This window comes from Citrobacter sp. CK180 (genome assembly GCF_030333655.1).
GTDB lineage: Bacteria > Pseudomonadota > Gammaproteobacteria > Enterobacterales > Enterobacteriaceae > Citrobacter_B > Citrobacter_B koseri.
The window spans coordinates 16,744-38,159 of record NZ_JAOWFM010000055.1; the positions used below are offsets into that span (position 1 = coordinate 16,744).

Genomic DNA, 21,416 nt, shown 5'->3' on the forward strand with positions numbered 1-21,416 from the left:
CGGACGCAACGGGCGCGCCCGTGGGGTTATGCATCTGGCAGGTCTCTTTTACTTACCAGCTCGCCCGCATGCGTTCGCGTACAAGAGCAGAACTACGACGATTGTCAGCACCCAGACGGTTTTTCAGCGTCGGCTCCTGACGAGCATCGCTGATGGCCTGTTGCAGAGTGGCCGTCACCAACGTCAGATCGTTTGCCGAAGGGGCATCTGGATTACTGATATCCAGCAGACTGGAGAGCAGTCCCAGCGTGGCGTAGTTACTGATGTCGTACGCCATCGGCGGAATAGTGGCCGCCAGTTTTTCCAGCGACTCGACGGTACGCAGGGTGATACGTGCCGCAGACTCTTTGCCCATCGCGTGGATCAGCACGCCTTTGTCGTTGAAGGCAATCAGACGGTTGGCCTGATAACCGTGCGCCAGAAACGCGCCGGACATCGCTTTGCCGACAATAAGGCCAATCACCGGATGTCCTGCCAGACGCGCATTGGCATACGCCGCTGCCGCACCGGCCAGCGCCTGGTGAATACCAAAGCCTTCTTCACGGCGACCGTAGGCCTGGCTGGGCACATCAATCACCGCCACGATCGGGCGCTTAACAGCGTTGTCAGCATCGGCAGCCACGGTTTCGCTGACTACTTTTGCAAGCGTCCAGCCTTCCAGCAGACCAACCTCGCCTTTTGCGGCGCGTGGGTAATGGTTGTTAGCATCCGGCACTACCGCGATAAAGCGCGCCGTTTCACCGTTCAGTTCACCGTCTGCGGCCTGCACGGAGGGGCACAGCCCTTCGAGCCGTCTGGCGTTCGGTACGAGGGCTTGCAGCCATAACTCGCCACGGCTTATTACGTTACTCATCATTTCACCTCCCGGGCAAAGAGCGCGTTAATCTGTTCTGAATCGGCCTGTTTGCGGGTGTCGAAATGGCTCAGACGGTTCAGATAATCGTCGTAGTTATCGGTGCGGTGTTTTGCCGGAACGCCTTTCGCCAGCGCATCGTTCATCGCCGCTTTCACCGCGTTGACGCCATCGCCAACCAGCGCATCCACCAGCCCGCTTTGATAGCGCACTTCGCCACCGGTCATGCTCCAGATAAACGGGCGGTCACGGGAGTCATACTCTTCAATCCCGGCTTCCTGTTCGATAACCTGCGGGCCGTTCAGACCCAGACGCGCTTCGCGGGTGACAATCAGATAGCTACACAGCGCAGCGGCGATAGACATCCCGCCGAAGCAGCCGACAGTCCCGGCCACAATGCCGACCACCGGGGTGTAACGACGCAGGTCAACAATCGCCGCGTGGATGTCGGCAATCGCCGCCAGGCCGAGGTTGGCTTCCTGCAAACGCACGCCGCCGGTTTCCAGGCTCAACACCGCCTGCGTCGGAATGCCGTTACGGTTATCTTCCGCCGCCAGCTCCAGCGCCGCCGCCATTTTAGCGCCGGACACTTCGCCCATGCTGCCGCCCTGGAATGCGCCCTCAATCGCCACAACCACCGCCGGTTTGCCGTTAATAGTGCCTTTCGCCACGACCATGCCGTCATCGGCCTGCGGCACGATGCCCTGCGCGCCCAGCCACGGCGACATCACGCCTTCAAACGGGTCGAGCAGTTCGCGGTAGCTGCCTTCATCCAGCAGCGCATGGGCGCGCTGACGCGCTTTTAATTCGATAAAACTGCGGTCATCACGCATAGCTCACCTCTTCAAATACCTGTTCGATACGAATGCGCGCTACGCCCGGCGTCGCGCCGAAGTCGTGGATGGTCAGTTTGCCTGCCGGCAGGCTGCTGACCGTTTGCAGACGGGTAAACAGCGCTTCCCAGCGGCTGCGGCTGTTATCGACGGAAGTGGTGATATCAATGGTTAACGTCTGGCCCTGGTCGGCGGTGAATAACACCTCCATATCCCCGGAGCCGACAACCCCTGCCAGCGCCCTGCCGCGTAACGCGCGGCTGGCTGGCACGGTCAATGTGATTTTTTCCATAACATCCTCTTAATGCTTTGAATAAGACGTTTCGACGCGATCGAGAAACAGGGTGGCGGCGAGCAAGTCCGCCGCGCCGCCCGGCGAGGCGTTCAGCGCCAGCATCTGACGGTCTAAACGGGCCAGCGCCTGCGCCCCTGCCGGGTGCGCGCTGCCGCCCGCATGGAGAACGGCGCGCGCGCCATGCTGCATGGCATCCAGCCCCTCCATCCCGGCGCGAGAAAGTACGCAGGTGTCGGTCAGTGAGGTCATGATGGCCATCAGCGCATCCAGCCGGGCGTGCATTTCGCTGCTGCCGTTCTGTCGGCTTAGCCGAAGCTGCGGCAGCGCACGCTGCATAATGTGTGGAAACGCCTGCTGTGCCTCTTCTCTGGCGCCCGGTACGCGATAACGATGGGTGGCGCGCAGCCCTTTACTGAAGACTTTCGGCGCGGCGTCATCCGGCAGTTTTGCCAGTTCGGCGGCGGTTGCCGTCACCTGCTGCGCCCTGCCCGCGCCGCCATGCATCGCCACGGCGCTCACCAACAGCCCCAGCGCCCAAATCGCGCCACGGTGGGTGTTCACGCCGCCCGTTGCCGCCATCATCTGCTGCTCGCCTTCGCGACCAAGTCGCCCTATGGTTTGTCTGAGCGCAATATCAGCCGGACGCCGCCAGCTTTGTTGCGCCAGCGCCTGAAACGTGGAGGTCAGGCTGTGCGCCGAGCGCTCCATCAGCGCAAGCGATAAATCGTGGTGCGCGCCGTTCCCCCGACTGTCCACCAGACCGGGCTTCGGGCTTAATCGTGCTTCGTCGATCAGACACTGCGTGGCGGTTCGCGCCAGCCATTCGGCACCGCCTTCAACCTGAATCCGGGGCAGAAGTTTCATTACCAGCTCCGAAATTTCGCAGGTGGGTTGTAGAGACCCCCGGACCATTCCACCAGGTCGGCAACGCTGCCGGCCGCCAGCAGAGAACGGGTGGCGTCGGTACGTCGAATGCCCATATCTTCCGGGTAAACCACCTTGCCGCTCTGACGCAGTTCGGCGACGCGCCGGGCGTCTACGCCCAGACCGATGTCGGTGATACCAGCCACCGCCGCAACCATCGCGCGGCGCTCTTCCAGACTTTCCGCCCGGTAGAGATAAGCGATACCTTCTTCGGTCAGAACGTGGGTCACGTCGTCGCCGTAGATCATCACCGGCGCCAGTGGCATACCGGAGGCTTTCGCCACGTCAACCGCATCCAGTTTTTCCACGAAGGTCGGTTTCACGCCCGCCTGGAAAGTTTCCACCATTTGCACCACCAGCTTTTTACCGCGCTGCATAGGGTCAGGTTCGGTGATCATGTTCAGCCAGGCCGGGGTAGCATGACGGCGACCGTGCGGGTCGTGGCCCATGTTTGGCGCACCGCCGAAGCCGGACAGACGACCACGAGTCACCGTTGAGGAGTTAGCCAGGCCATCAACCTGCAACGTGGAGCCGATAAACATATCGACCGCGTACTGACCCGCCAGCTGACAGAAGGCGCGGTTAGAACGCATGGAGCCGTCGGCGCCGGTAAAGAACACGTCAGGACGGGCGCGGATGTACTCCTCCATCCCCAGCTCGCCGCCGAAGCAGTGCACGCTTTCCACCCAGCCGCTTTCAATCGCCGGGATCAGCGTCGGATGCGGGTTCAGCGTCCAGTGTTTACAGATTTTGCCGCGCAGACCGAGTTGCTCGCCCCAGGTCGGCAGCAGCAGTTCAATAGCGGCGGTGTTGAAGCCGATACCGTGGTTCAGCGACTGCACCTGGTGCTCTGCGTAGATGCCTTTAATGGCCATCATCGCCATCAGGATATGTTCCTGTTTGATCAAGCGTGGGTCGCGAGTGAACAGCGGTTCGATAAAGAACGGTTTGTCGGCAACCACCACGTAGTCGATCCACGAGCCCGGAATATCGACGCGCGGCAAGTCGCACTCGTCGTCCACCAGTTCATTCACCTGTGCGATAACGATGCCATCGTGGAATGCGGCGGCTTCCACCAGCGCCGGGGTATCTTCGGTACTCGGCCCGGTGTAGAGGTTGCCTTTGCGGTCAGCTTTGTAACCGGCAATCAGCGCCACGTTTGGCGCCAGGTCGACGTAAAGACGGGAATAAAGCTCAATGTAGGTGTGGATGGCGCCAATTTCCAGCAGGCCATCTTCCAGCAGTTGCGAGATGCGCAGGCTTTGGGTGCCGGAAAAAGAGAAGTCCAGCTTGCGGGCGATACCCTTTTCGAAGATATCGAGATGCTCGCTGCGCCCAACGCTTGGCATGATCATATGCAGGTCATGCACTATCTGCGGGTTGACCTCCGCCAGCATGCGGGACAGGAAATCTGCCTGCTTCTGGTTATTCCCTTCTAATACCACGCGGTCACCCGGCGCGATCAGTTTTTCCAGCATTGCGGTCAGGTCTGCGGTTGGCAGCACCTTGCCCTGTACCGGAACGGAAGCCAGACGCCGCTGCTTCTCGGTGCGGCGCGTGTTCCAGACTCGTGCTGGCGTTTGCCCAGATAACATTATTAACCTCCTGATTCAGCTAATCATTTTGATTGCTTAACACTGGAAAGAGTGTGCGCCCTGGTGAGAAAGTCATCAATTAAGCGTAGAGAGGAATCATTAGCCTGAGAGTAATAATTTGAGTAATGAATTGTGATTAAGATCAGCGTCAGGAAGGTGTAAATCCGCTCCCCTTGCCTCATTTTCATAAACACCGGGGGAAAGTGACGGTATAGTAGGCGGCAGATTTAAAAAAACATCGCATAATTTATGACTCAAATAACCTCCCCCGACCTTGATATCACCGGTCACGATAGTGCGGAGTTCGTGCCAATGCGCGGTATCCGCAACCGTCACCTGCAAACCATGCTGCCGCGACTCATCCGCCGCAAGGTGAAGTTCGATGCGCACTGGCAACGTCTGGAATTACCGGACGGCGATTTTATCGATCTGGCCTGGAGTGAAGATCCACAGCACGCGAAGCACAAACCGCGTCTGGTGGTTTTTCACGGCCTGGAAGGCAGCCTGAACAGCCCGTACGCTCACGGGCTGATTGAAGCGGCGCAAAAGCGTGGCTGGCTGGGCGTGGTCATGCACTTTCGCGGCTGTAGCGGCGAACCGAACCGGCTGAACCGCATTTATCACTCCGGCGAAACGGAAGACGGCACCTGGTTTTTACACTGGCTACAGCGCGAGTTTGGCGCCGTCCCCACCGCCGCCGTCGGCTATTCGCTCGGCGGAAATATGCTGGCGTGTCTGCTGGCGAAAGAAGGCCGCGAGATCCCGATTGACGCGGCGGTCATCGTTTCCGCCCCCTTCGTGCTGGAAGCGTGCAGCTATCATATGGAAAAAGGGTTTTCCCGCGTTTATCAGCGCTATCTGCTCAATCTGCTGAAGGCCAACGCCGCGCGCAAGCTGGCGGCATACCCCGGCACACTGCCGATTAATCTGGCGCAACTCAAATCCGTGCGCCGGCTCCGTGAATTTGACGATCTGATCACCGCGAAAATTCACGGCTTTGCCGACGCGATAGACTATTATCGTCAATGTAGCGCCATGCCGATGCTCAACCAGATCGCCAAACCGACGCTCATCATCCACGCGAAAGACGATCCGTTTATGGATCATCATGTGATCCCGAAACCGGAAAATCTGCCGCCGCTGGTGGAGTATCAGCTCACCGAGCATGGCGGGCATGTTGGATTTATCGGCGGGACGCTGCGTCGCCCGGAAATGTGGCTGGAGTCGCGGATTCCCGACTGGCTGACAACGTATCTGGAGGCGTCATCATGATGATCCCCTGGCAAGAGCTGTCTTCTGAGACGCTGGACAATTTGATCGAAAGCTTTGTGTTGCGTGAAGGCACCGATTATGGTGAACATGAACGTTCGCTTGAGCAAAAGGTCGCCGACGTCAAACGACAGCTACAGTGCGGAGAGGCTGTTCTGGTGTGGTCTGAACTGCACGAGACGGTCAATATTATGCCGCGTGGACAGTTTCGCGAATAATCCGCCGCTGACGGCCGACTATACTAAAACTTTTGTTGATTCATGGAGTTGTTATGTCTGCCAAACATCCGGTGATTGCGGTAACAGGGTCCAGCGGCGCGGGAACCACGACCACCAGCCTCGCGTTTCGAAAAATTTTCGCGCAGTTAAATCTGCGCGCAGCCGAGGTGGAAGGCGACAGTTTTCATCGTTACACACGCCCCGAAATGGACATGGCGATCCGCAAAGCGCGCGACGCCGGGCGGCATATCAGCTATTTCGGCCCTGAAGCCAACGACTTCAGCCTGCTGGAACAAACCTTTATTGAATACGGACAGACGGGCAAAGGCCAGGCGCGTAAGTATCTTCATACCTACGATGAGGCCGTGCCGTGGAATCAGGTGCCAGGGACGTTTACCCCGTGGCAGCCGCTGCCGGAACCCACCGATGTGCTGTTTTACGAAGGGCTGCACGGCGGCGTGGTAACACCGCAGCATGATGTCGCGCGTCATGTCGATCTGCTGGTCGGCGTGGTGCCGATCGTCAACCTGGAGTGGATTCAAAAACTGATTCGCGATACCAGCGAGCGCGGCCACTCCCGCGAGGCGGTGATGGATTCCGTTGTCCGCTCAATGGATGACTACATTAATTTCATTACGCCGCAGTTTTCCCGCACCCACATTAACTTCCAGCGCGTGCCCACCGTTGACACTTCCAATCCCTTCGCCGCGAAAGGCATTCCTTCGCTGGACGAAAGTTTTGTGGTCATTCATTTCAGAAATCTGGAAGGGATTGATTTCCCGTGGCTGCTGGCGATGTTGCAGGGGTCGTTTATTTCCCATATCAATACGCTCGTGGTGCCGGGCGGCAAAATGGGGCTGGCGATGGAGCTGATCATGTTGCCGCTGGTTCAGCGACTGATGGAAGGGAAGAAAATCGAATAATCTGTTCGCTGTTTGCCGGATGGCGGCTGGCGCCTTATCCGGCCTACAGAGTGCGAATTCGTAGGCCTGATAAACGTAGCGCCATCAGGCAACCGGCATCACGCCGCAATCACTTCATACGAATGGGTAATATTCACCGCTTTTTCCAGCATCAGCGCCACTGAGCAATATTTCTCAGCCGAAAGATCGACCGCCCGCGCAACCGCCGCGTCTTTCAGGTCATTGCCGGTCACAATGAAATGCAGATTGATATGCGTAAACAGGCGCGGCGCTTCTTCACGACGTTCGGACGTCAGCTTCACTTCGCAATTCGTCACATCCTGACGCCCTTTCTGCAAAATAGAAACCACGTCGATTGCGCTACAACCGCCTGCGGCCATCAGCACCATTTCCATCGGGCTTGGCGCTTTATCACCGGAGTTGCCATCCATTAAAACCTGGTGGCCGGAGGCAGACTCTCCCAGAAAGGTTAACCCTTCAACCCACTTTACACGCGCTTGCATATTCGGAACTCCAATGTGTCAATTTTCCTGACAGATTACGCGCACATAACAAATCTCGCAACGGAAGGCGACCTGCGTCATGCTGAAGCGAGACACCAGGAGACACACGGCGAAAGCTATGCTAAAACAGTCGGGATGCTACAGTAATACATTGACGTACTGCATGTATGCAGAGGACATCACATTCAGGCTGCAGTACATTTTCGACAGCCCCCTTCCCAGGAATTCGGGAAACCTATTTTTGCAAACCCAGAGGCAGTGTCGTGTTCTGGCTCTGGAGACAGCTTATAACAGAGGATAACCGCGCATGGTGCTTGGCAAACCGCAAACAGACCCGACTCTCGAATGGTTCTTGTCTCATTGCCACATTCATAAGTACCCATCGAAGAGCACGCTGATTCACCAGGGTGAAAAAGCGGAAACGTTGTACTACATCGTTAAAGGCTCAGTGGCAGTGTTGATCAAAGATGAAGAAGGGAAAGAAATGATCCTTTCTTATCTGAATCAGGGCGATTTTATTGGCGAACTGGGCCTGTTTGAAGAAGGTCAGGAACGCAGTGCCTGGGTACGTGCCAAAACGGCCTGTGAAGTCGCTGAAATTTCTTACAAGAAATTCCGTCAGTTGATCCAGGTAAACCCGGATATTCTGATGCGCCTGTCTTCCCAGATGGCTCGCCGTCTGCAAGTGACATCTGAGAAAGTCGGTAACCTCGCCTTCCTCGACGTAACGGGCCGTATCGCTCAGACCCTGCTGAACCTGGCGAAACAACCTGACGCGATGACTCACCCGGATGGCATGCAGATCAAAATCACCCGTCAGGAGATCGGCCAGATCGTTGGCTGCTCCCGTGAAACCGTGGGGCGTATTCTGAAAATGCTCGAAGATCAGAATCTGATCTCCGCTCACGGTAAGACCATCGTCGTCTACGGCACACGTTAATCCCGTCGGAATGGCGCATTACCGGGTAATGCGCCATTTTTGTTTGCACCGATGTGGCGAAGACTGATTTACCATCCTGAGATCAACTACGCACTACGGCAAACGCTGGTGCTGTGCCTGCCTGTGGCTATCGGCCTGATCATCGGCCAGTTGCACCTGGGACTGCTGTTCTCGCTCGTTCCCGCCTGCTGCAACATTGCCGGTCTTGATACCCCGCATAAACGCTTTTTCAAACGCTTAATCATCGGCGGATCGCTGTTTGCCGGATGCAGCCTGATTACACAACTGCTGCTGGCGCGCGACATCCCCCTGCCGCTGATCCTCACTGGGCTGACGCTGCTGCTCGGCGTCACGGCAGAAATCAGCCCGCTGCATGCAAGGCTGCTGCCCGCTTCACTGATTGCCGCCATTTTCACGCTAAGCCTGGCGGGGAACATGCCGGTCTGGGAGCCGCTGCTCATCTACGCGCTCGGCACGCTATGGTATGGGCTGTTTAACTGGTTCTGGTTCTGGCTGTGGCGCGAACAGCCGCTGCGCGAGTCGCTCAGCCTGCTGTATCGCGAGCTGGCCGACTACTGCGAGGCCAAATACAGCCTGCTCACGCAGCATATCGATCCAGAAAAAGCGCTGCCGCCTCTGCTGGTGCGCCAGCAGAAAGCGGTAGATCTCATTACCCAGTGTTACCAGCAGATGCACATGCTGTCGGCCCAGCACAATAATGACTACAAGCGCCTGCTGCGCGCCTTCCAGGAAGCGCTGGACTTACAGGAGCATATCTCCGTCAGTTTGCATCAGCCGGAGGAGGTTCAGAAGCTGGTGGAGCGCAGTCACGCAGAACAGGTTATTCGCTGGAATGCGCAAACCGTCGCCGCCCGCCTGCGCATCATCGCGGATGACATCCTGTATCACCGTCTGCCCAGCCGTTTTTCGATGGAGAAGCAGACTGGCGCGCTGGAAAAAATCGCCAATCAGCACCCGGAAAACCCTGTCGGGCAGTTTTGCTACTGGCACTTTAGCCGTATTGCCCGCGTATTACGCACTCAGCGTCCGCTGTACGCACGCGACCTGATGGCCGATAAACAGCGTCGCCTGCCGCTGCTGCCCGCGCTGAAAAGCTATTTATCGTTTAAATCGCCCGCGCTGCGCAACGCCGGGCGAATCAGCGTCATGTTAAGTATCGCCAGTCTGATGGGCAGCGCCTTACATCTGCCCAAGCCGTACTGGATTCTGATGACCATCCTGTTCGTCACGCAAAACGGCTACGGCGCGACGCGCGTACGCATTCTGCACCGTTCGGCGGGTACGCTGGCCGGTCTGGTGGTGGCGGGCGTCACGTTGCACTTTCGCATTCCTGAAGGCTACACGCTGGCATTAATGCTGATCATTACGCTGGTGAGCTATCTGACCATTCGCAAAAACTACGGCTGGGCGACGGTTGGCTTTACGGTGACGGCGGTCTATACCCTGCAACTGCTGACGCTCAACGGCGAACAGTTCATCGTGCCGCGATTTATTGATACGGTCATTGGTTGCCTGATTGCTTTTGGCGGGATGGTCTGGCTCTGGCCGCAGTGGCAAAGCGGCCTTTTGCGTAAGAATGCCCACGACGCGCTGGAAGCGGACCAGGAGGCCATTCGGCTGATCCTCAGCAACGACCCGCAGCCAACGCCGCTGGCGTACCAGCGAATGCGGGTGAACCAGGCGCACAATACGCTGTTTAACTCGCTGAATCAGGCGATGCAGGAACCGGGGTTTAACACGCACTATCTGGAAGATATGAAACTGTGGGTAACGCACAGTCAGTTTATCGTTGAGCACGTCAACGCCATGACCACGCTGGCGCGCGAGCATACGATGCTGACGCCGGATCTGGCGCAGCGCTACCTGGAATCCTGCGAAATTGCGCTCCAGCGCTGTCAGCAGCGGCTGGAGTATGACGCGCCGGGCGGTTCCGGGGATGTGAATATTCTGGAGTCATCGGAGATGCTCTCCCACGGGCCACTCAGCACGCTGGAACAGCATCTGCAACGCGTGCTGGGGCACCTGAATACCATGCACACCATTTCGTCAGTGGCATGGCGCCAGCGCCCGCATCATGGCATCTGGCTTAGTCGCCGGTTACGGGATATGAAGGGTTGACGTTGTTTGCTGTTTGTTGTTTGTTGTTTGCCGGATGGCGCTACGCTTATCCGGCCTACAAATCGCATTTTCTCCGTAGGCCGGATAAGGCGCTTGCGCCGCCATCCGGCAATCAGCCAACCACTTTCGCCACCGCCTGCGCAAAACGCTGCATCCCTTCGTCAATATCCGCCTCTTCCACCACCAGCGACGGGGCAAAGCGCATGACATCCGGCCCGGCATTCAGCACCATAACGCCTTCATGCGCGCCAGCATAAAGGAAATCCCGCGCCCGGCCTTTGTACTGCGGCTTCAGTTCCGCGCCAATCAACAGCCCCATGCCGCGAATATCGCTGAAAATGTCATACTGCTCGTCAATCTTCTGCAAATGCTGAACAAACCGCTCGCGTTTAGTCTGAACGCCGCTCAGCACGTCAGACGTATTGATGATATCGAACGCGGCTCCGGCAACGGCGCAGGCCAACGGGTTGCCGCCGTAGGTGGAACCGTGCGACCCAACGTGGAACGCGGACGCAATCTCCTGCGTGGTCAGCATAGCGCTGACCGGGAAGCCGCCGCCCAGCGCTTTCGCACTGGTAAGAATATCCGGCGTCACGCCGTAGTGCATATAGGCGAACAGATCGCCGGTGCGCCCCATACCGCACTGAACTTCATCAAACACCAGCAGCGCCTGATGCCGATCGCACAGCTCGCGCAGGCCTTGCAGAAACGCTGGCGTTGCGGCGGTGACGCCGCCTTCTCCCTGGATCGGCTCCACCACCACCGCGCAGGTATGGTCATCCATCACCGCTTTCACCGCGTGCAGATCGTTGAAAGGAACATGGATGATATCCGCCGGTTTAGGGCCAAATCCGTCGGAATACTTCGGCTGACCACCAACGGAAACGGTAAACAGCGAGCGGCCATGAAAGGCGTTATGGAAGGCGATGATTTTGGTTTTAAACGGGCTATGACGCACGCAGGCATAGTGGCGCGCCAGTTTGAAGGCGGTTTCGTTGGCTTCGGTGCCGGAGTTCATAAACAGCACGCGCTCGGCGAAGGTCGCGTCGATAAGCTTACGCCCCAGACGCAGCGCAGGTTCGTTAGTAAAAACGTTGCTGGTGTGCCACAGCGTTTCACCCTGCGTTTTCAGCGCGTCCACCAGCGCCGGATGGCAATGCCCTAAGGCGGTAACTGCAATCCCACCCGCGAAATCAACGTACTCTTTACCCTGCTGATCCCAGACCCGGCTGCCCTTGCCTTTTACCGGAATAAACTCTGCCGGTGCATAAATCGGCAGGATAACTTCATCGAAAGTCGCGCGCGTAATTGCAGTTTGTTCAGTTGCCATCTTATGCCCATCCAGCTAAATGAAATTTCAGTCATAAAATATGCATAAAAAATCACTGGATAGCAACCACAAATCAGCGCGACAGGAAATTAGCCAGCAGTTGATGTCCCTGCTCGCTCAGAATACTTTCCGGGTGGAACTGCACCCCTTCCAGATCCCACTCCCGGTGGCGAATCCCCATAATTTCCTGCGTGTCGCTCCAGGCCGTAACGTCAAAGCAGGCGGGAAGCGTTTCAGGATCGATCACCAGCGAGTGATAGCGCGTGACGGTGAGCGGGTTCGATAGCCCCTGAAAAACGCCCTGGCCGTTATGGGTGACGGGAGAGGTTTTACCGTGCATCACTTTAGCCGCCCGCACGATCGTCGCACCAAAGGCCTGCGCCATCGCCTGGTGTCCAAGACAGACGCCGAGCATGGGAAGGCGCCCGGCATAATGGCGGATTACCGCCAGGGAGATACCCGCGTCATCCGGCGTACAGGGCCCCGGCGAGATCACGATTTTTTGCGGATTCAGCGCGTCAATTTGCGCCAGCGTCAACGCGTCATTTCGCCTGACCAGGACATCAGCGCCCAGTTCGCAGAAATACTGATAAAGGTTCCAGGTAAACGAATCATAGTTGTCGATCAGCAGAATCATGGCGGCTCCGGTACGTAAGAACCGCGCTATTCTACTCAGTTTCCTGGGCTTCGCTTACCCCTTTACGAAATATTGCCTGTAATCCCGACAGGTCGCCCATCGCGCCGCTCTGGTTCGCCTGGCTCCATTCGGCCACCTGAATGCCGCTCCAGCTCAGGATATAACCGGCGTGGAGCGCCAGTTGCTCAAAGAAGATGCGCTGCGCCAGTCCGCTGCCGATACGAAAAGGATGCAGCACGTTAATTTCACAGTAGTAGTGCGCCAGACGATCGGCGAATTTCTCTTTCGTCAGCCCGACCAGATACCCCTCTTCTTCCAGATCCTGCATCAGGGCGTTGCCCTCTTTTTCGATGTAGGCAAAATGGCAAAAACGGGTATCTCCCTGATATATATCGACCTCGCGCAGTTGTCCGGCCCAGTCAAAAACATCCTGATACAGCTGACGATGAATGGCGCGCAGGTGAGGCAGTCCGCGCACCAGGGGGCCAGGTTCAATCGTCGCGGCACGCAGTGCGGTCAGTTCATACGCCGCCTGCTCCAGACGCTGAACCTGCCGGATGCCTAAGCGGTTACGCATGATGTTCAGTCCGGGATACAGATAGGGGTCGCGTCCATCACCAAACTTATCGCTCATAGTGCCTCCTTAATTCTGCCAGGCGCACCAGTGCTTCTTCGGCGGTCAGGGTAACTAACGGGATGTCCACCCCTTCCAGACGTCGACTCTCCTGGAAATTGATATTTCGTCGTTGTTCCCAGAGGCGAGACTTTTGTTTATCGGTGAGTTTTTTCACGAGACCTCCCTGAATGTGCCTGCACTTGCCACAAGTATAAGCAGCAAATTCAGGTTACGCAGAGGTCAGGAATCGCGCGGGCATTACTGGCCCGCGCAGAATGCCATTACGGCAGGACTTTGGCGGAAAGGATAACTATCGGTTTTGAAGGAACATTTTGGTAAGGGCCGACATCGTGCGTCTGCACCTGGGAGATTTTGTCAGCGACATCCATCCCTTTCACAACTTTACCAAATACGGCGTAGCCAAAATCGCGCTGGCCGTGATCCAGGAAGGCGTTGTCGGCAACGTTGATAAAGAACTGGCTGGTTGCGCTGTCTTTATCTGCGGTACGCGCCATCGCAATGGTGCCACGGGTGTTGCGCAGCCCGTTGTCCGCTTCGTTCTTGATCGGCGGGTTAGGTTTCTTTTGCTGCATCTGCTCGTTAAAACCGCCGCCCTGCACCATAAAGCCGGGGATCACACGGTGGAACGTGGTGTTGTTATAGAAACCGCTGTTGACATAATCGACAAAGTTTTGCACTGAAACTGGCGCTTTCTGGCTATTCAGTTCCAGTTCAATATTTCCGGCGGAGGTCGTCAGCAGAACATGTGGGTCACCTTTCGCTGCCAACGCTACAGGAGAGAGAGCAGAAAGAGCGAGAACAGCTGCAACAGCCGCCAGAGTCGATTTGAGCATGAGATTTCCTTAACGAGAGCAGTAACAAAAGCAAGTAGATTGATTCTAAAGAGCCTTCAAGGAGCAGGCCAGCCCTTTACCTAATTTTACGTATCTGAAACAAATGTAACCTTACGATTTTGTTGTGCTTTTCGGTATATTAATGTGATCAATGTCACGTTAAAAAATGTAACGCTTACAGTAATTGCTAATAAACATTTAAATACATCACTAAAACGCCTAAAATCTGCCCGCTCACGGCGCTGTCAACGCGCTTTACACCTCTATACACAGGCCAGTCATGACTAACAGCAATCGCATCAAGCTCACATGGATTAGCTTTCTCTCCTACGCCCTGACAGGCGCGTTGGTAATTGTCACCGGGATGGTGATGGGAAACATTGCAGAGTATTTCAACCTGCCCGTTTCCAGTATGAGTAACACATTCACCTTTCTTAACGCCGGTATCCTGATCTCTATTTTCCTGAATGCCTGGCTGATGGAAATTATCCCGCTGAAAACGCAGCTGCGTTTTGGCTTTGTGTTGATGGTGCTGGCCGTGGCGGGGCTGATGCTCAGCCATAGCCTGGCGCTTTTCTCTGCGGCAATGTTTGTACTGGGTCTGGTGAGCGGTATCACCATGTCGATCGGTACTTTCCTGATCACCCAGATGTATGAAGGCCGTCAACGTGGTTCTCGCCTGCTGTTCACCGACTCCTTCTTCAGTATGGCCGGGATGATCTTCCCGATGGTCGCCGCTTACCTGCTGGCGCGCAGCATTGAGTGGTACTGGGTATACGCCTGCATCGGTCTGGTCTACGTGGCGATTTTCATCCTGACCTTCGGCTGCGAATTTCCGGCGCTGGGTAAACACGCGCAGAAAACGGAAACGCCGGTGGTAAAAGAGAAATGGGGCATTGGCGTTCTGTTCCTGTCCATCGCCGCGCTGTGCTACATCCTCGGTCAGTTAGGTTTCATCTCCTGGGTGCCGGAATACGCCAAAGGTCTGGGCATGAGCCTGAACGACGCCGGTACGCTGGTCAGCGATTTCTGGATGTCGTACATGTTCGGCATGTGGGCCTTCAGTTTCATTCTGCGCTTCTTTGATCTGCAACGTATCCTGACGGTACTGGCGGGTCTGGCGGCGGTGCTGATGTACCTGTTCATTAAGGCCCAGCCGGAGCATATGGCGTGGTTTATTCTGACTCTCGGCTTCTTCTCCAGCGCCATTTACACCTCAATCATTACGCTGGGTTCGCAGCAAACCAAAGTGCCGTCGCCGAAGCTGGTTAACTTTGTGCTGACCTGCGGCACCATTGGCACCATGCTGACCTTCGTGGTGACAGGCCCAATCGTGGCGCACAGCGGCCCACAGGCCGCGTTGCTCACCGCAAACGGCCTGTATGCCGTGGTGTTTGTGATGTGCTTTATCCTCGGGTTTGTTACCCGTCATCGCCAGCATAACGTGCCAGCAGCGCACTGATGATGATTGCCGGATAAGGCTGGTGATTTGCCCGGTGGCGCAAGCTTACCGGGCCTACGCATGACTTGTAGGCCGGATAAGGCGTCAGCCGCCATCCGGCTTTTTAACCCTGCTTTTTCGCGCAATTTCCCCCTCCTCCTGACGGCGTAGACCTCGCATTCTTTAGAGGTAGACCTTCTTACGCTAATAACCCCTCATTTTGTACGTTATTTGCACAACAACGAAATGTCTGACAATTCCGTGACTTATAAAAATGCTGACAAATCAGCAATATACCTCTTAAGGAGTATATAAGGCCGAATTTGATTTACATCAATAAGCGGGGTTGCTGAATCGTTAAGGTAGGCAGTAATAGAAAAGAAATCGAGGCAAAAATGAGCAAAGTCAGACTCGCTATTATCGGTAATGGTATGGTCGGCCATCGCTTTATTGAGGACCTTCTTGATAAATCCGACGCTGCCAATTTTGACATTACCGTGTTCTGTGAAGAACCCCGCAAAGCATACGACCGTGTCCACCTGTCTTCCTACTTCTCCCACCACACCGCTGAAGAGCTGTCTCTGGTGCGTGAAGGCTTTTATGAGAAGCACGGCGTTAACGTTCTGGTCGGCGAACGCGCCATTACGATCAACCGTCAGGAGAAGGTCATCCACTCCAGCGCGGGTCGTACGGTCTATTACGATAAACTGATCATGGCGACCGGCTCCTACCCGTGGATCCCGCCAATTAAAGGTTCCGAAACCCAGGACTGCTTTGTTTACCGTACCATTGAAGATCTCAACGCCATTGAAGCCTGCGCCCGTCGCAGCAAACGCGGCGCGGTGGTCGGCGGCGGCCTGCTGGGTCTGGAAGCCGCTGGCGCGCTGAAAAACTTAGGCGTCGAAACCCACGTTATCGAATTTGCCCCCATGCTGATGGCAGAACAGCTGGATCAGATGGGCGGCGAGCAGCTACGCCGTAAAATCGAAAGCATGGGCGTACGCGTACACACCAGCAAAAACACCAAAGAGATCGTTCAGGAAGGCACCGAAGCGCGTAAAACCATGCGTTTTGCCGACGGTAGCGAGCTGGAAGTCGATTTCATCGTTTTCTCTACCGGTATCCGCCCGCGTGACAAACTGGCCACCCAGTGCGGCCTGGACGTCGCTCAGCGCGGCGGTATCGTGATTAACGACGCCTGCCAGACGTCTGACCCGGATATCTACGCGATTGGCGAATGCGCCAGCTGGAACAACCGCGTGTACGGTCTGGTTGCGCCTGGCTACAAAATGGCGCAGGTTGCCGTTGACCACATCCTCGAAACCGAAAACGTGTTTGAAGGCGCAGACCTCAGCGCCAAGCTGAAGCTGCTGGGCGTGGACGTCGGCGGCATTGGCGATGCGCATGGCCGCACGCCGGGCGCGCGTAGCTACGTTTACCTCGACGAAAGCAAAGAGGTCTACAAACGCCTCATCGTCAGCGAAGACAACAAAACCCTGCTCGGCGCGGTGCTGGTGGGCGATACCAGCGATTACGGCAACCTGCTGCAACTGGTGCTGAACGCGATTGAACTGCCGGAAAACCCGGACTCGCTGATCCTGCCGGCACATTCTGGCAGCGGTAAGCCTTCCATTGGCGTTGATAAACTGCCGGACAGCGCGCAAATCTGTTCCTGCTTTGACGTCACCAAAGGGATGCTGGTCGCCGCCATCAACAAAGGCTGCCACACCGTTGCGGCGCTGAAAGCGGAAACCAAAGCCGGTACTGGCTGCGGCGGCTGTATTCCGCTGGTTACTCAGGTTCTGAACGCCGAACTGGCGAAACAGGGTATTGAAGTGAACAACAACCTGTGTGAGCACTTTGCGTACTCGCGTCAGGAACTGTTCCACCTCATCCGCGTGGAAGGCATTAAAACCTTTGAAGAACTGCTGGCGAAACACGGTAAAGGCTACGGCTGCGAAGTGTGTAAACCGACCGTCGGTTCTCTGCTGGCCTCCTGCTGGAACGAATACATTCTGAAGCCACAGCACACCCCGCTACAGGATACCAACGACAACTTCCTGGCGAACATCCAGAAAGACGGCACCTACTCCGTGATCCCGCGTTCTGCGGGCGGCGAAATCACGCCGGAAGGTCTGGTGGCCGTAGGTCGCATCGCGCGTGAGTTTAACCTGTACACCAAAATTACCGGTTCTCAGCGTATCGGTCTGTTCGGCGCACAGAAAGACGATCTGCCGGAAATCTGGCGTCAGCTGATTGAAGCGGGCTTCGAAACCGGTCACGCGTATGCCAAAGCGCTGCGTATGGCGAAAACCTGCGTGGGCAGCACCTGGTGCCGCTACGGCGTGGGCGATAGCGTCGGCTTCGGCGTCGAGCTGGAAAACCGCTACAAAGGCATCCGTACCCCGCACAAAATGAAATTTGGCGTCTCCGGCTGTACCCGTGAATGTGCGGAAGCCCAGGGTAAAGACGTGGGGATTATCGCCACGGAAAAAGGCTGGAACCTGTATGTCTGCGGCAACGGCGGGATGAAACCGCGTCATGCGGACCTGCTGGCGGCGGATATCGACCGCGAAACGCTGGTTAAATACCTCGACCGCTTCATGATGTTCTACATCCGTACCGCCGACAAACTGACCCGTACCGCACCGTGGTTAGATAACCTGGAAGGCGGCATCGACTACCTGAAGTCGGTCATCATCGACGACAAACTGGGCCTGAACGCGCATCTGGAAGAAGAGATGACCCGCCTGCGTGAAGCGGTGGTGTGCGAGTGGACGGAGACCGTGAATACACCGTCTGCGCAGGTTCGTTTCAGACACTTTATCAACAGCGATAAGCGCGACCCGAATGTTCAGGTGGTTCCTGAGCGTGAACAGCATCGTCCGGCAACGCCGTACGAACGCATTCCGGTAACTCTGGTGGAGGAAAACGCATGAGCCAGTGGAAAAACATCTGCAAAATCGATGACATTCTGCCGGAAACCGGCGTCTGCGCGCTGTTAGGCGAAAAGCAGGTCGCCATTTTCCGTCCATATCACAGCGACCAGGTGTTCGCGATCAGCAACATCGACCCGTTTTTTGAGTCCAGCGTGCTGTCGCGCGGGTTGATTGCCGAGCATCAGGGCGAACTGTGGGTTGCCAGCCCGCTGAAAAAACAGCGTTTCCGTCTGAGCGACGGTCTGTGCATGGAAGATGAAAGCCATTCCGTTGCGCACTACGAAGCTCGCGTGAAAGACGGCGTGGTGCAACTGCGCGGTTGATGAATTTGGGGAGGCGCAACGCCTCCCTTTTTGACGTCTTTGTAGGCCTGATTTTGTAGGCCTGATAAGCGCAGCGCCATCAGGCAAACATACCGCCGGATGGCGGCATAAATGCCTTATCCGGCCTACGGTTTTACGATTTTTATTGTTTTTACTTCAAGGACAATCAAATGGTTACAGGCCCGATTTTGTAGGCCTGATAAGCGTAGCGCCATCAGGCAAAAACACCGCCGGATGGCGGCATAAATGCCTTATCCGGCCTACGGTTTTACGATTTCTTTTTTAATTTTATTGTTTTTACTTCAAGGATAATCAAATGTTTACAGACACTATTAACAAGTGTGCGGCTAACGCTGCGCGCATTGCACGCCTGTCGGCAAATAATCCGCTCGGTTTCTGGGTGAGTTCCGCAATGGCCGGTGCCTACGTCGGTCTCGGCATCATTCTTATTTTTACCCTCGGCAACCTGCTTGACCCTTCCGTTCGCCCACTGGTGATGGGCGCTACCTTCGGCATCGCCTTAACGCTGGTGATCATCGCCGGTTCTGAACTCTTTACCGGCCACACCATGTTCCTGACGCTCGGCGTAAAAGCGGGCACCATCAGCCACGGTCAGATGTGGGCGATTCTGCCGCAAACCTGGCTGGGCAACCTGGTGGGCTCCGTGTTCGTCGCGCTGCTGTATAGCTGGGGCGGCGGCAGTCTGCTGCCGGTCGATACCAGCATCGTTCACACGGTTGCGCTGGCGAAAACCACCGCGCCCGCCACGGTACTGTTCTTTAAAGGCGCGCTGTGCAACTGGCTGGTTTGCCTGGCGATCTGGATGGCGATTCGTACTGAAGGCGCGGCGAAATTCCTCGCTATCTGGTGGTGTCTGCTGGCGTTCATCGCGTCCGGCTACGAGCACTCCGTCGCCAACATGACGCTGTTCGCCCTCTCCTGGTTCGGCCATCACGGCGACGCCTACACGCTGGCGGGAATTGGTCATAACCTGCTGTGGGTGACTCTCGGCAATACTTTGTCCGGTGTCGTATTCATGGGATTAGGTTATTGGTATGCTACGCCAAAAGCGGAGCGTCCGGCTCCGGCAAAAATCAATCAAACTGAAGCTACTGCCAATAATTAAGAGGTAATGTCGTGGACCATTTGCCTATATTTTGTCAATTACGCAATCGTGACTGTCTGCTCGTCGGCGGTGGCGATGTCGCAGAACGCAAAGCGCGGTTACTGCTGGAAGCAGGCGCTCGATTAACGGTCAACGCGCTGGCGTTTATTCCGCAGTTCACCGTGTGGGCAAATGAAGGCATGTTGACGTTAGTTGAAGGGGCATTCGAAGAATCCCTGCTCGACGGATGCTGGCTGGCGATCGCCGCGACCGATGATGACGCCGTGAACCAGCAGGTGAGCGAAGCCGCTGAATCACGCCGCATTTTCTGCAACGTGGTCGATGCGCCAAAAGCCGCCAGTTTCATCATGCCCTCCATTATCGACCGCTCGCCGCTGATGGTGGCGGTCTCCTCCGGCGGCACCTCGCCCGTTCTCGCACGCTTGCTGCGCGAGAAACTGGAGTCCTTGCTGCCCCAGCACCTCGGCCAGGTCGCGCATTACGCCGGCCAGCTCCGCGCGCGGGTGAAAAAGCAGTTCGCCACAATGGGCGAGCGCCGTCGCTTCTGGGAAAAACTGTTCATCAACGACAGGCTCGCGCAGTCGCTGGCGAATGCCGATGCGAAAGCGGTGTCGGAGATCACCGAGCAGATGCTTAGCGAACCGCTGGATCACCGTGGTGAAGTGGTGCTGGTGGGCGCGGGCCCTGGCGACGCCGGGCTGCTGACGCTGAAAGGGTTACAACAGATCCAACAGGCGGATGTGGTGGTGTATGACCGCCTGGTCTCCGACGACATTATGAATCTGGTACGCCGCGACGCTGACCGCGTGTTCGTTGGCAAACGCGCGGGCTATCACTGTGTTCCCCAGGAAGAGATTAACCAGATCCTGCTGCGAGAAGCGCAGAAAGGCAAACGCGTGGTGCGTCTGAAAGGCGGCGATCCGTTTATCTTCGGTCGCGGCGGCGAAGAGCTGGAAACGCTGTGCCACGCCGGCATTCCGTTCTCGGTTGTTCCCGGTATTACCGCGGCCTCCGGGTGCTCGGCTTATTCCGGCGTTCCGCTGACTCACCGCGACTACGCGCAAAGCGTGCGTCTGGTCACCGGGCACCTGAAAACGGGCGGCGAGCTGGACTGGGAAAACCTGGCGGCGGAGAAACAAACGCTGGTGTTCTATATGGGGCTGAATCAGGCGGCGACCATTCAGGAGAAGCTGATCGCGTTTGGTATGCAGGCCGATATGCCTGTGGCGCTGGTTGAAAACGGTACGGCCGTCAAGCAGCGCGTGGTCAGCGGCATTCTTGCGCAATTAGGCGAGCTGGCGAAGCAGGTCGAAAGCCCGGCGCTGATTATTGTCGGTCGGGTGGTCGCGTTACGCGATAAGCTAAACTGGTTCTCAAACCATTAATAAATATAGATGCCCTATATCAGGGCATCTTTTTTTTAACACTTTAACGATCATTCATTCTTACATTACACTTTAAATAAGCTAAATCCATTCATTGCGTAAATATAAAAAAGAATAACGCAATAAAATACCGCACAAAACAGCCATTATCTCTTTTTTATTCGCTAAATAAATTCACCACACAAATATCAGCAGAATAAAGGCTGGATTGACGCCCCCTGGGTAGTCAGTGGCAAAATAGCGCCATTCATTAATTTTGCAAATAAAGGTTGT

Annotated in this window: 21 protein-coding genes; 10 read left to right on the forward strand and 11 right to left on the reverse strand. The window is 56.3% G+C overall.

Annotated features, from left to right (window positions below; all coding sequences use genetic code 11):
* Nucleotides 1–52 precede the first annotated feature (52 nt).
* Genes mdcE through mdcA form a run of 5 tightly spaced genes read right to left on the reverse strand, consistent with a single transcriptional unit; the run spans nucleotide 53 to nucleotide 4,500 of the window.
* Complete coding sequence (gene mdcE, locus OGV50_RS19000; protein ID WP_200028910.1) at nucleotides 53–853, reverse strand: biotin-independent malonate decarboxylase subunit gamma; 801 nt, start codon at nucleotides 851–853, stop codon at nucleotides 53–55.
* Nucleotides 853–1,686, reverse strand: coding sequence for a biotin-independent malonate decarboxylase subunit beta (locus OGV50_RS19005; RefSeq protein WP_012135453.1), 834 nt, complete (start codon nucleotides 1,684–1,686; stop codon nucleotides 853–855). The genes mdcE and OGV50_RS19005 overlap by 1 nt, the downstream gene beginning before the upstream one ends.
* On the reverse strand, nucleotides 1,679–1,978 hold the full coding sequence (gene mdcC, locus OGV50_RS19010; RefSeq protein WP_047460783.1) for a malonate decarboxylase acyl carrier protein: 300 nt from the start codon (nucleotides 1,976–1,978) through the stop codon (nucleotides 1,679–1,681). Before mdcC ends, OGV50_RS19005 begins: the two co-directional genes overlap by 8 nt.
* Before the next feature lie 9 nt (nucleotides 1,979–1,987).
* Complete coding sequence (locus tag OGV50_RS19015) at nucleotides 1,988–2,845, reverse strand: triphosphoribosyl-dephospho-CoA synthase (RefSeq protein WP_110493732.1); 858 nt, start codon at nucleotides 2,843–2,845, stop codon at nucleotides 1,988–1,990.
* The gene (mdcA, locus tag OGV50_RS19020; protein WP_047460778.1) at nucleotides 2,845–4,500 is read right to left on the reverse strand and encodes a malonate decarboxylase subunit alpha; all 1,656 of its coding nucleotides are present in this window, start codon (nucleotides 4,498–4,500) and stop codon (nucleotides 2,845–2,847) included. Before mdcA ends, OGV50_RS19015 begins: the two co-directional genes overlap by 1 nt.
* 249 nt (nucleotides 4,501–4,749) lie before the next feature.
* Here mdcA and OGV50_RS19025 point away from each other — a divergent pair, with 249 nt between their 5' ends.
* From OGV50_RS19025 to OGV50_RS19035, 3 genes are read left to right on the forward strand one after another with little or no spacing between them, the layout of a single operon-like run.
* Nucleotides 4,750–5,772 (forward strand): hydrolase, encoded by a 1,023-nt coding sequence (locus OGV50_RS19025; RefSeq protein ID WP_012135458.1) that lies wholly within the window; start codon nucleotides 4,750–4,752, stop codon nucleotides 5,770–5,772.
* Nucleotides 5,769–5,987, forward strand: a complete 219-nt coding sequence (locus OGV50_RS19030) for a YheU family protein (protein WP_047460774.1) — start codon at nucleotides 5,769–5,771, stop codon at nucleotides 5,985–5,987. Before OGV50_RS19025 ends, OGV50_RS19030 begins: the two co-directional genes overlap by 4 nt.
* A 53-nt stretch (nucleotides 5,988–6,040) precedes the next feature.
* Nucleotides 6,041–6,910: a phosphoribulokinase gene (locus tag OGV50_RS19035; RefSeq protein ID WP_012135460.1), complete on the forward strand. Its 870-nt coding sequence runs from the start codon at nucleotides 6,041–6,043 to the stop codon at nucleotides 6,908–6,910.
* A 98-nt stretch (nucleotides 6,911–7,008) separates the two neighbouring features.
* Here OGV50_RS19035 and OGV50_RS19040 read toward each other — a convergent pair whose 3' ends face one another.
* Complete coding sequence (locus tag OGV50_RS19040) at nucleotides 7,009–7,413, reverse strand: OsmC family protein (protein ID WP_012135462.1); 405 nt, start codon at nucleotides 7,411–7,413, stop codon at nucleotides 7,009–7,011.
* Nucleotides 7,414–7,720: 307 nt separating this feature from the next.
* Here OGV50_RS19040 and crp point away from each other — a divergent pair, with 307 nt between their 5' ends.
* Nucleotides 7,721–8,353 carry a cAMP-activated global transcriptional regulator CRP gene (crp, locus tag OGV50_RS19045; RefSeq protein WP_000242758.1) on the forward strand — a complete coding sequence of 211 codons (633 nt, stop codon included), beginning with the start codon at nucleotides 7,721–7,723 and terminating at the stop codon, nucleotides 8,351–8,353.
* Nucleotides 8,354–8,404: 51 nt separating this feature from the next.
* Nucleotides 8,405–10,492: a YccS/YhfK family putative transporter gene (locus OGV50_RS19050; RefSeq protein ID WP_012135464.1), complete on the forward strand. Its 2,088-nt coding sequence runs from the start codon at nucleotides 8,405–8,407 to the stop codon at nucleotides 10,490–10,492.
* A gap of 112 nt (nucleotides 10,493–10,604) precedes the next feature.
* On the opposite strand, the gene argD is transcribed toward OGV50_RS19050, so the two are convergent.
* From argD to ppiA, 5 genes are all read right to left on the reverse strand, one after another.
* Nucleotides 10,605–11,822: a bifunctional acetylornithine/succinyldiaminopimelate transaminase gene (argD, locus tag OGV50_RS19055; protein WP_049008673.1), complete on the reverse strand. Its 1,218-nt coding sequence runs from the start codon at nucleotides 11,820–11,822 to the stop codon at nucleotides 10,605–10,607.
* A gap of 73 nt (nucleotides 11,823–11,895) precedes the next feature.
* Entirely contained in the window at nucleotides 11,896–12,459 is a 564-nt protein-coding gene (pabA, locus tag OGV50_RS19060; RefSeq protein ID WP_153257915.1) for an aminodeoxychorismate synthase component 2, read from the reverse strand.
* 31 nt (nucleotides 12,460–12,490) lie between these two features.
* Nucleotides 12,491–13,093, reverse strand: a complete 603-nt coding sequence (locus tag OGV50_RS19065; RefSeq protein ID WP_012135469.1) for a putative adenosine monophosphate-protein transferase Fic — start codon at nucleotides 13,091–13,093, stop codon at nucleotides 12,491–12,493.
* Nucleotides 13,083–13,250 (reverse strand): FicA/YhfG family antitoxin, encoded by a 168-nt coding sequence (ficA, locus tag OGV50_RS19070; RefSeq protein WP_012135470.1) that lies wholly within the window; start codon nucleotides 13,248–13,250, stop codon nucleotides 13,083–13,085. The genes OGV50_RS19065 and ficA overlap by 11 nt, the downstream gene beginning before the upstream one ends.
* Nucleotides 13,251–13,356: 106 nt before the next feature.
* Entirely contained in the window at nucleotides 13,357–13,929 is a 573-nt protein-coding gene (gene ppiA / locus OGV50_RS19075) for a peptidylprolyl isomerase A (RefSeq protein ID WP_012135471.1), read from the reverse strand.
* A 280-nt stretch (nucleotides 13,930–14,209) separates the two neighbouring features.
* Here ppiA and tsgA point away from each other — a divergent pair, with 280 nt between their 5' ends.
* The 5 genes from tsgA (at nucleotide 14,210) to cysG (ending at nucleotide 21,143) form a co-directional block, all read left to right on the forward strand.
* Nucleotides 14,210–15,391, forward strand: a complete 1,182-nt coding sequence (tsgA, locus tag OGV50_RS19080) for an MFS transporter TsgA (RefSeq protein WP_101744209.1) — start codon at nucleotides 14,210–14,212, stop codon at nucleotides 15,389–15,391.
* A 374-nt stretch (nucleotides 15,392–15,765) separates the two neighbouring features.
* Nucleotides 15,766–18,309 carry an NADPH-nitrite reductase large subunit gene (gene nirB / locus OGV50_RS19085; RefSeq protein ID WP_058668184.1) on the forward strand — a complete coding sequence of 848 codons (2,544 nt, stop codon included), beginning with the start codon at nucleotides 15,766–15,768 and terminating at the stop codon, nucleotides 18,307–18,309.
* Nucleotides 18,306–18,632: a nitrite reductase small subunit NirD gene (gene nirD / locus OGV50_RS19090; RefSeq protein ID WP_012135476.1), complete on the forward strand. Its 327-nt coding sequence runs from the start codon at nucleotides 18,306–18,308 to the stop codon at nucleotides 18,630–18,632. Before nirB ends, nirD begins: the two co-directional genes overlap by 4 nt.
* A 316-nt stretch (nucleotides 18,633–18,948) precedes the next feature.
* The gene (gene nirC / locus OGV50_RS19095; RefSeq protein ID WP_012135477.1) at nucleotides 18,949–19,758 is read left to right on the forward strand and encodes a nitrite transporter NirC; all 810 of its coding nucleotides are present in this window, start codon (nucleotides 18,949–18,951) and stop codon (nucleotides 19,756–19,758) included.
* An 11-nt stretch (nucleotides 19,759–19,769) separates the two neighbouring features.
* On the forward strand, nucleotides 19,770–21,143 hold the full coding sequence (gene cysG, locus OGV50_RS19100; protein WP_286450959.1) for a siroheme synthase CysG: 1,374 nt from the start codon (nucleotides 19,770–19,772) through the stop codon (nucleotides 21,141–21,143).
* Nucleotides 21,144–21,416: the final 273 nt, after the last annotated feature.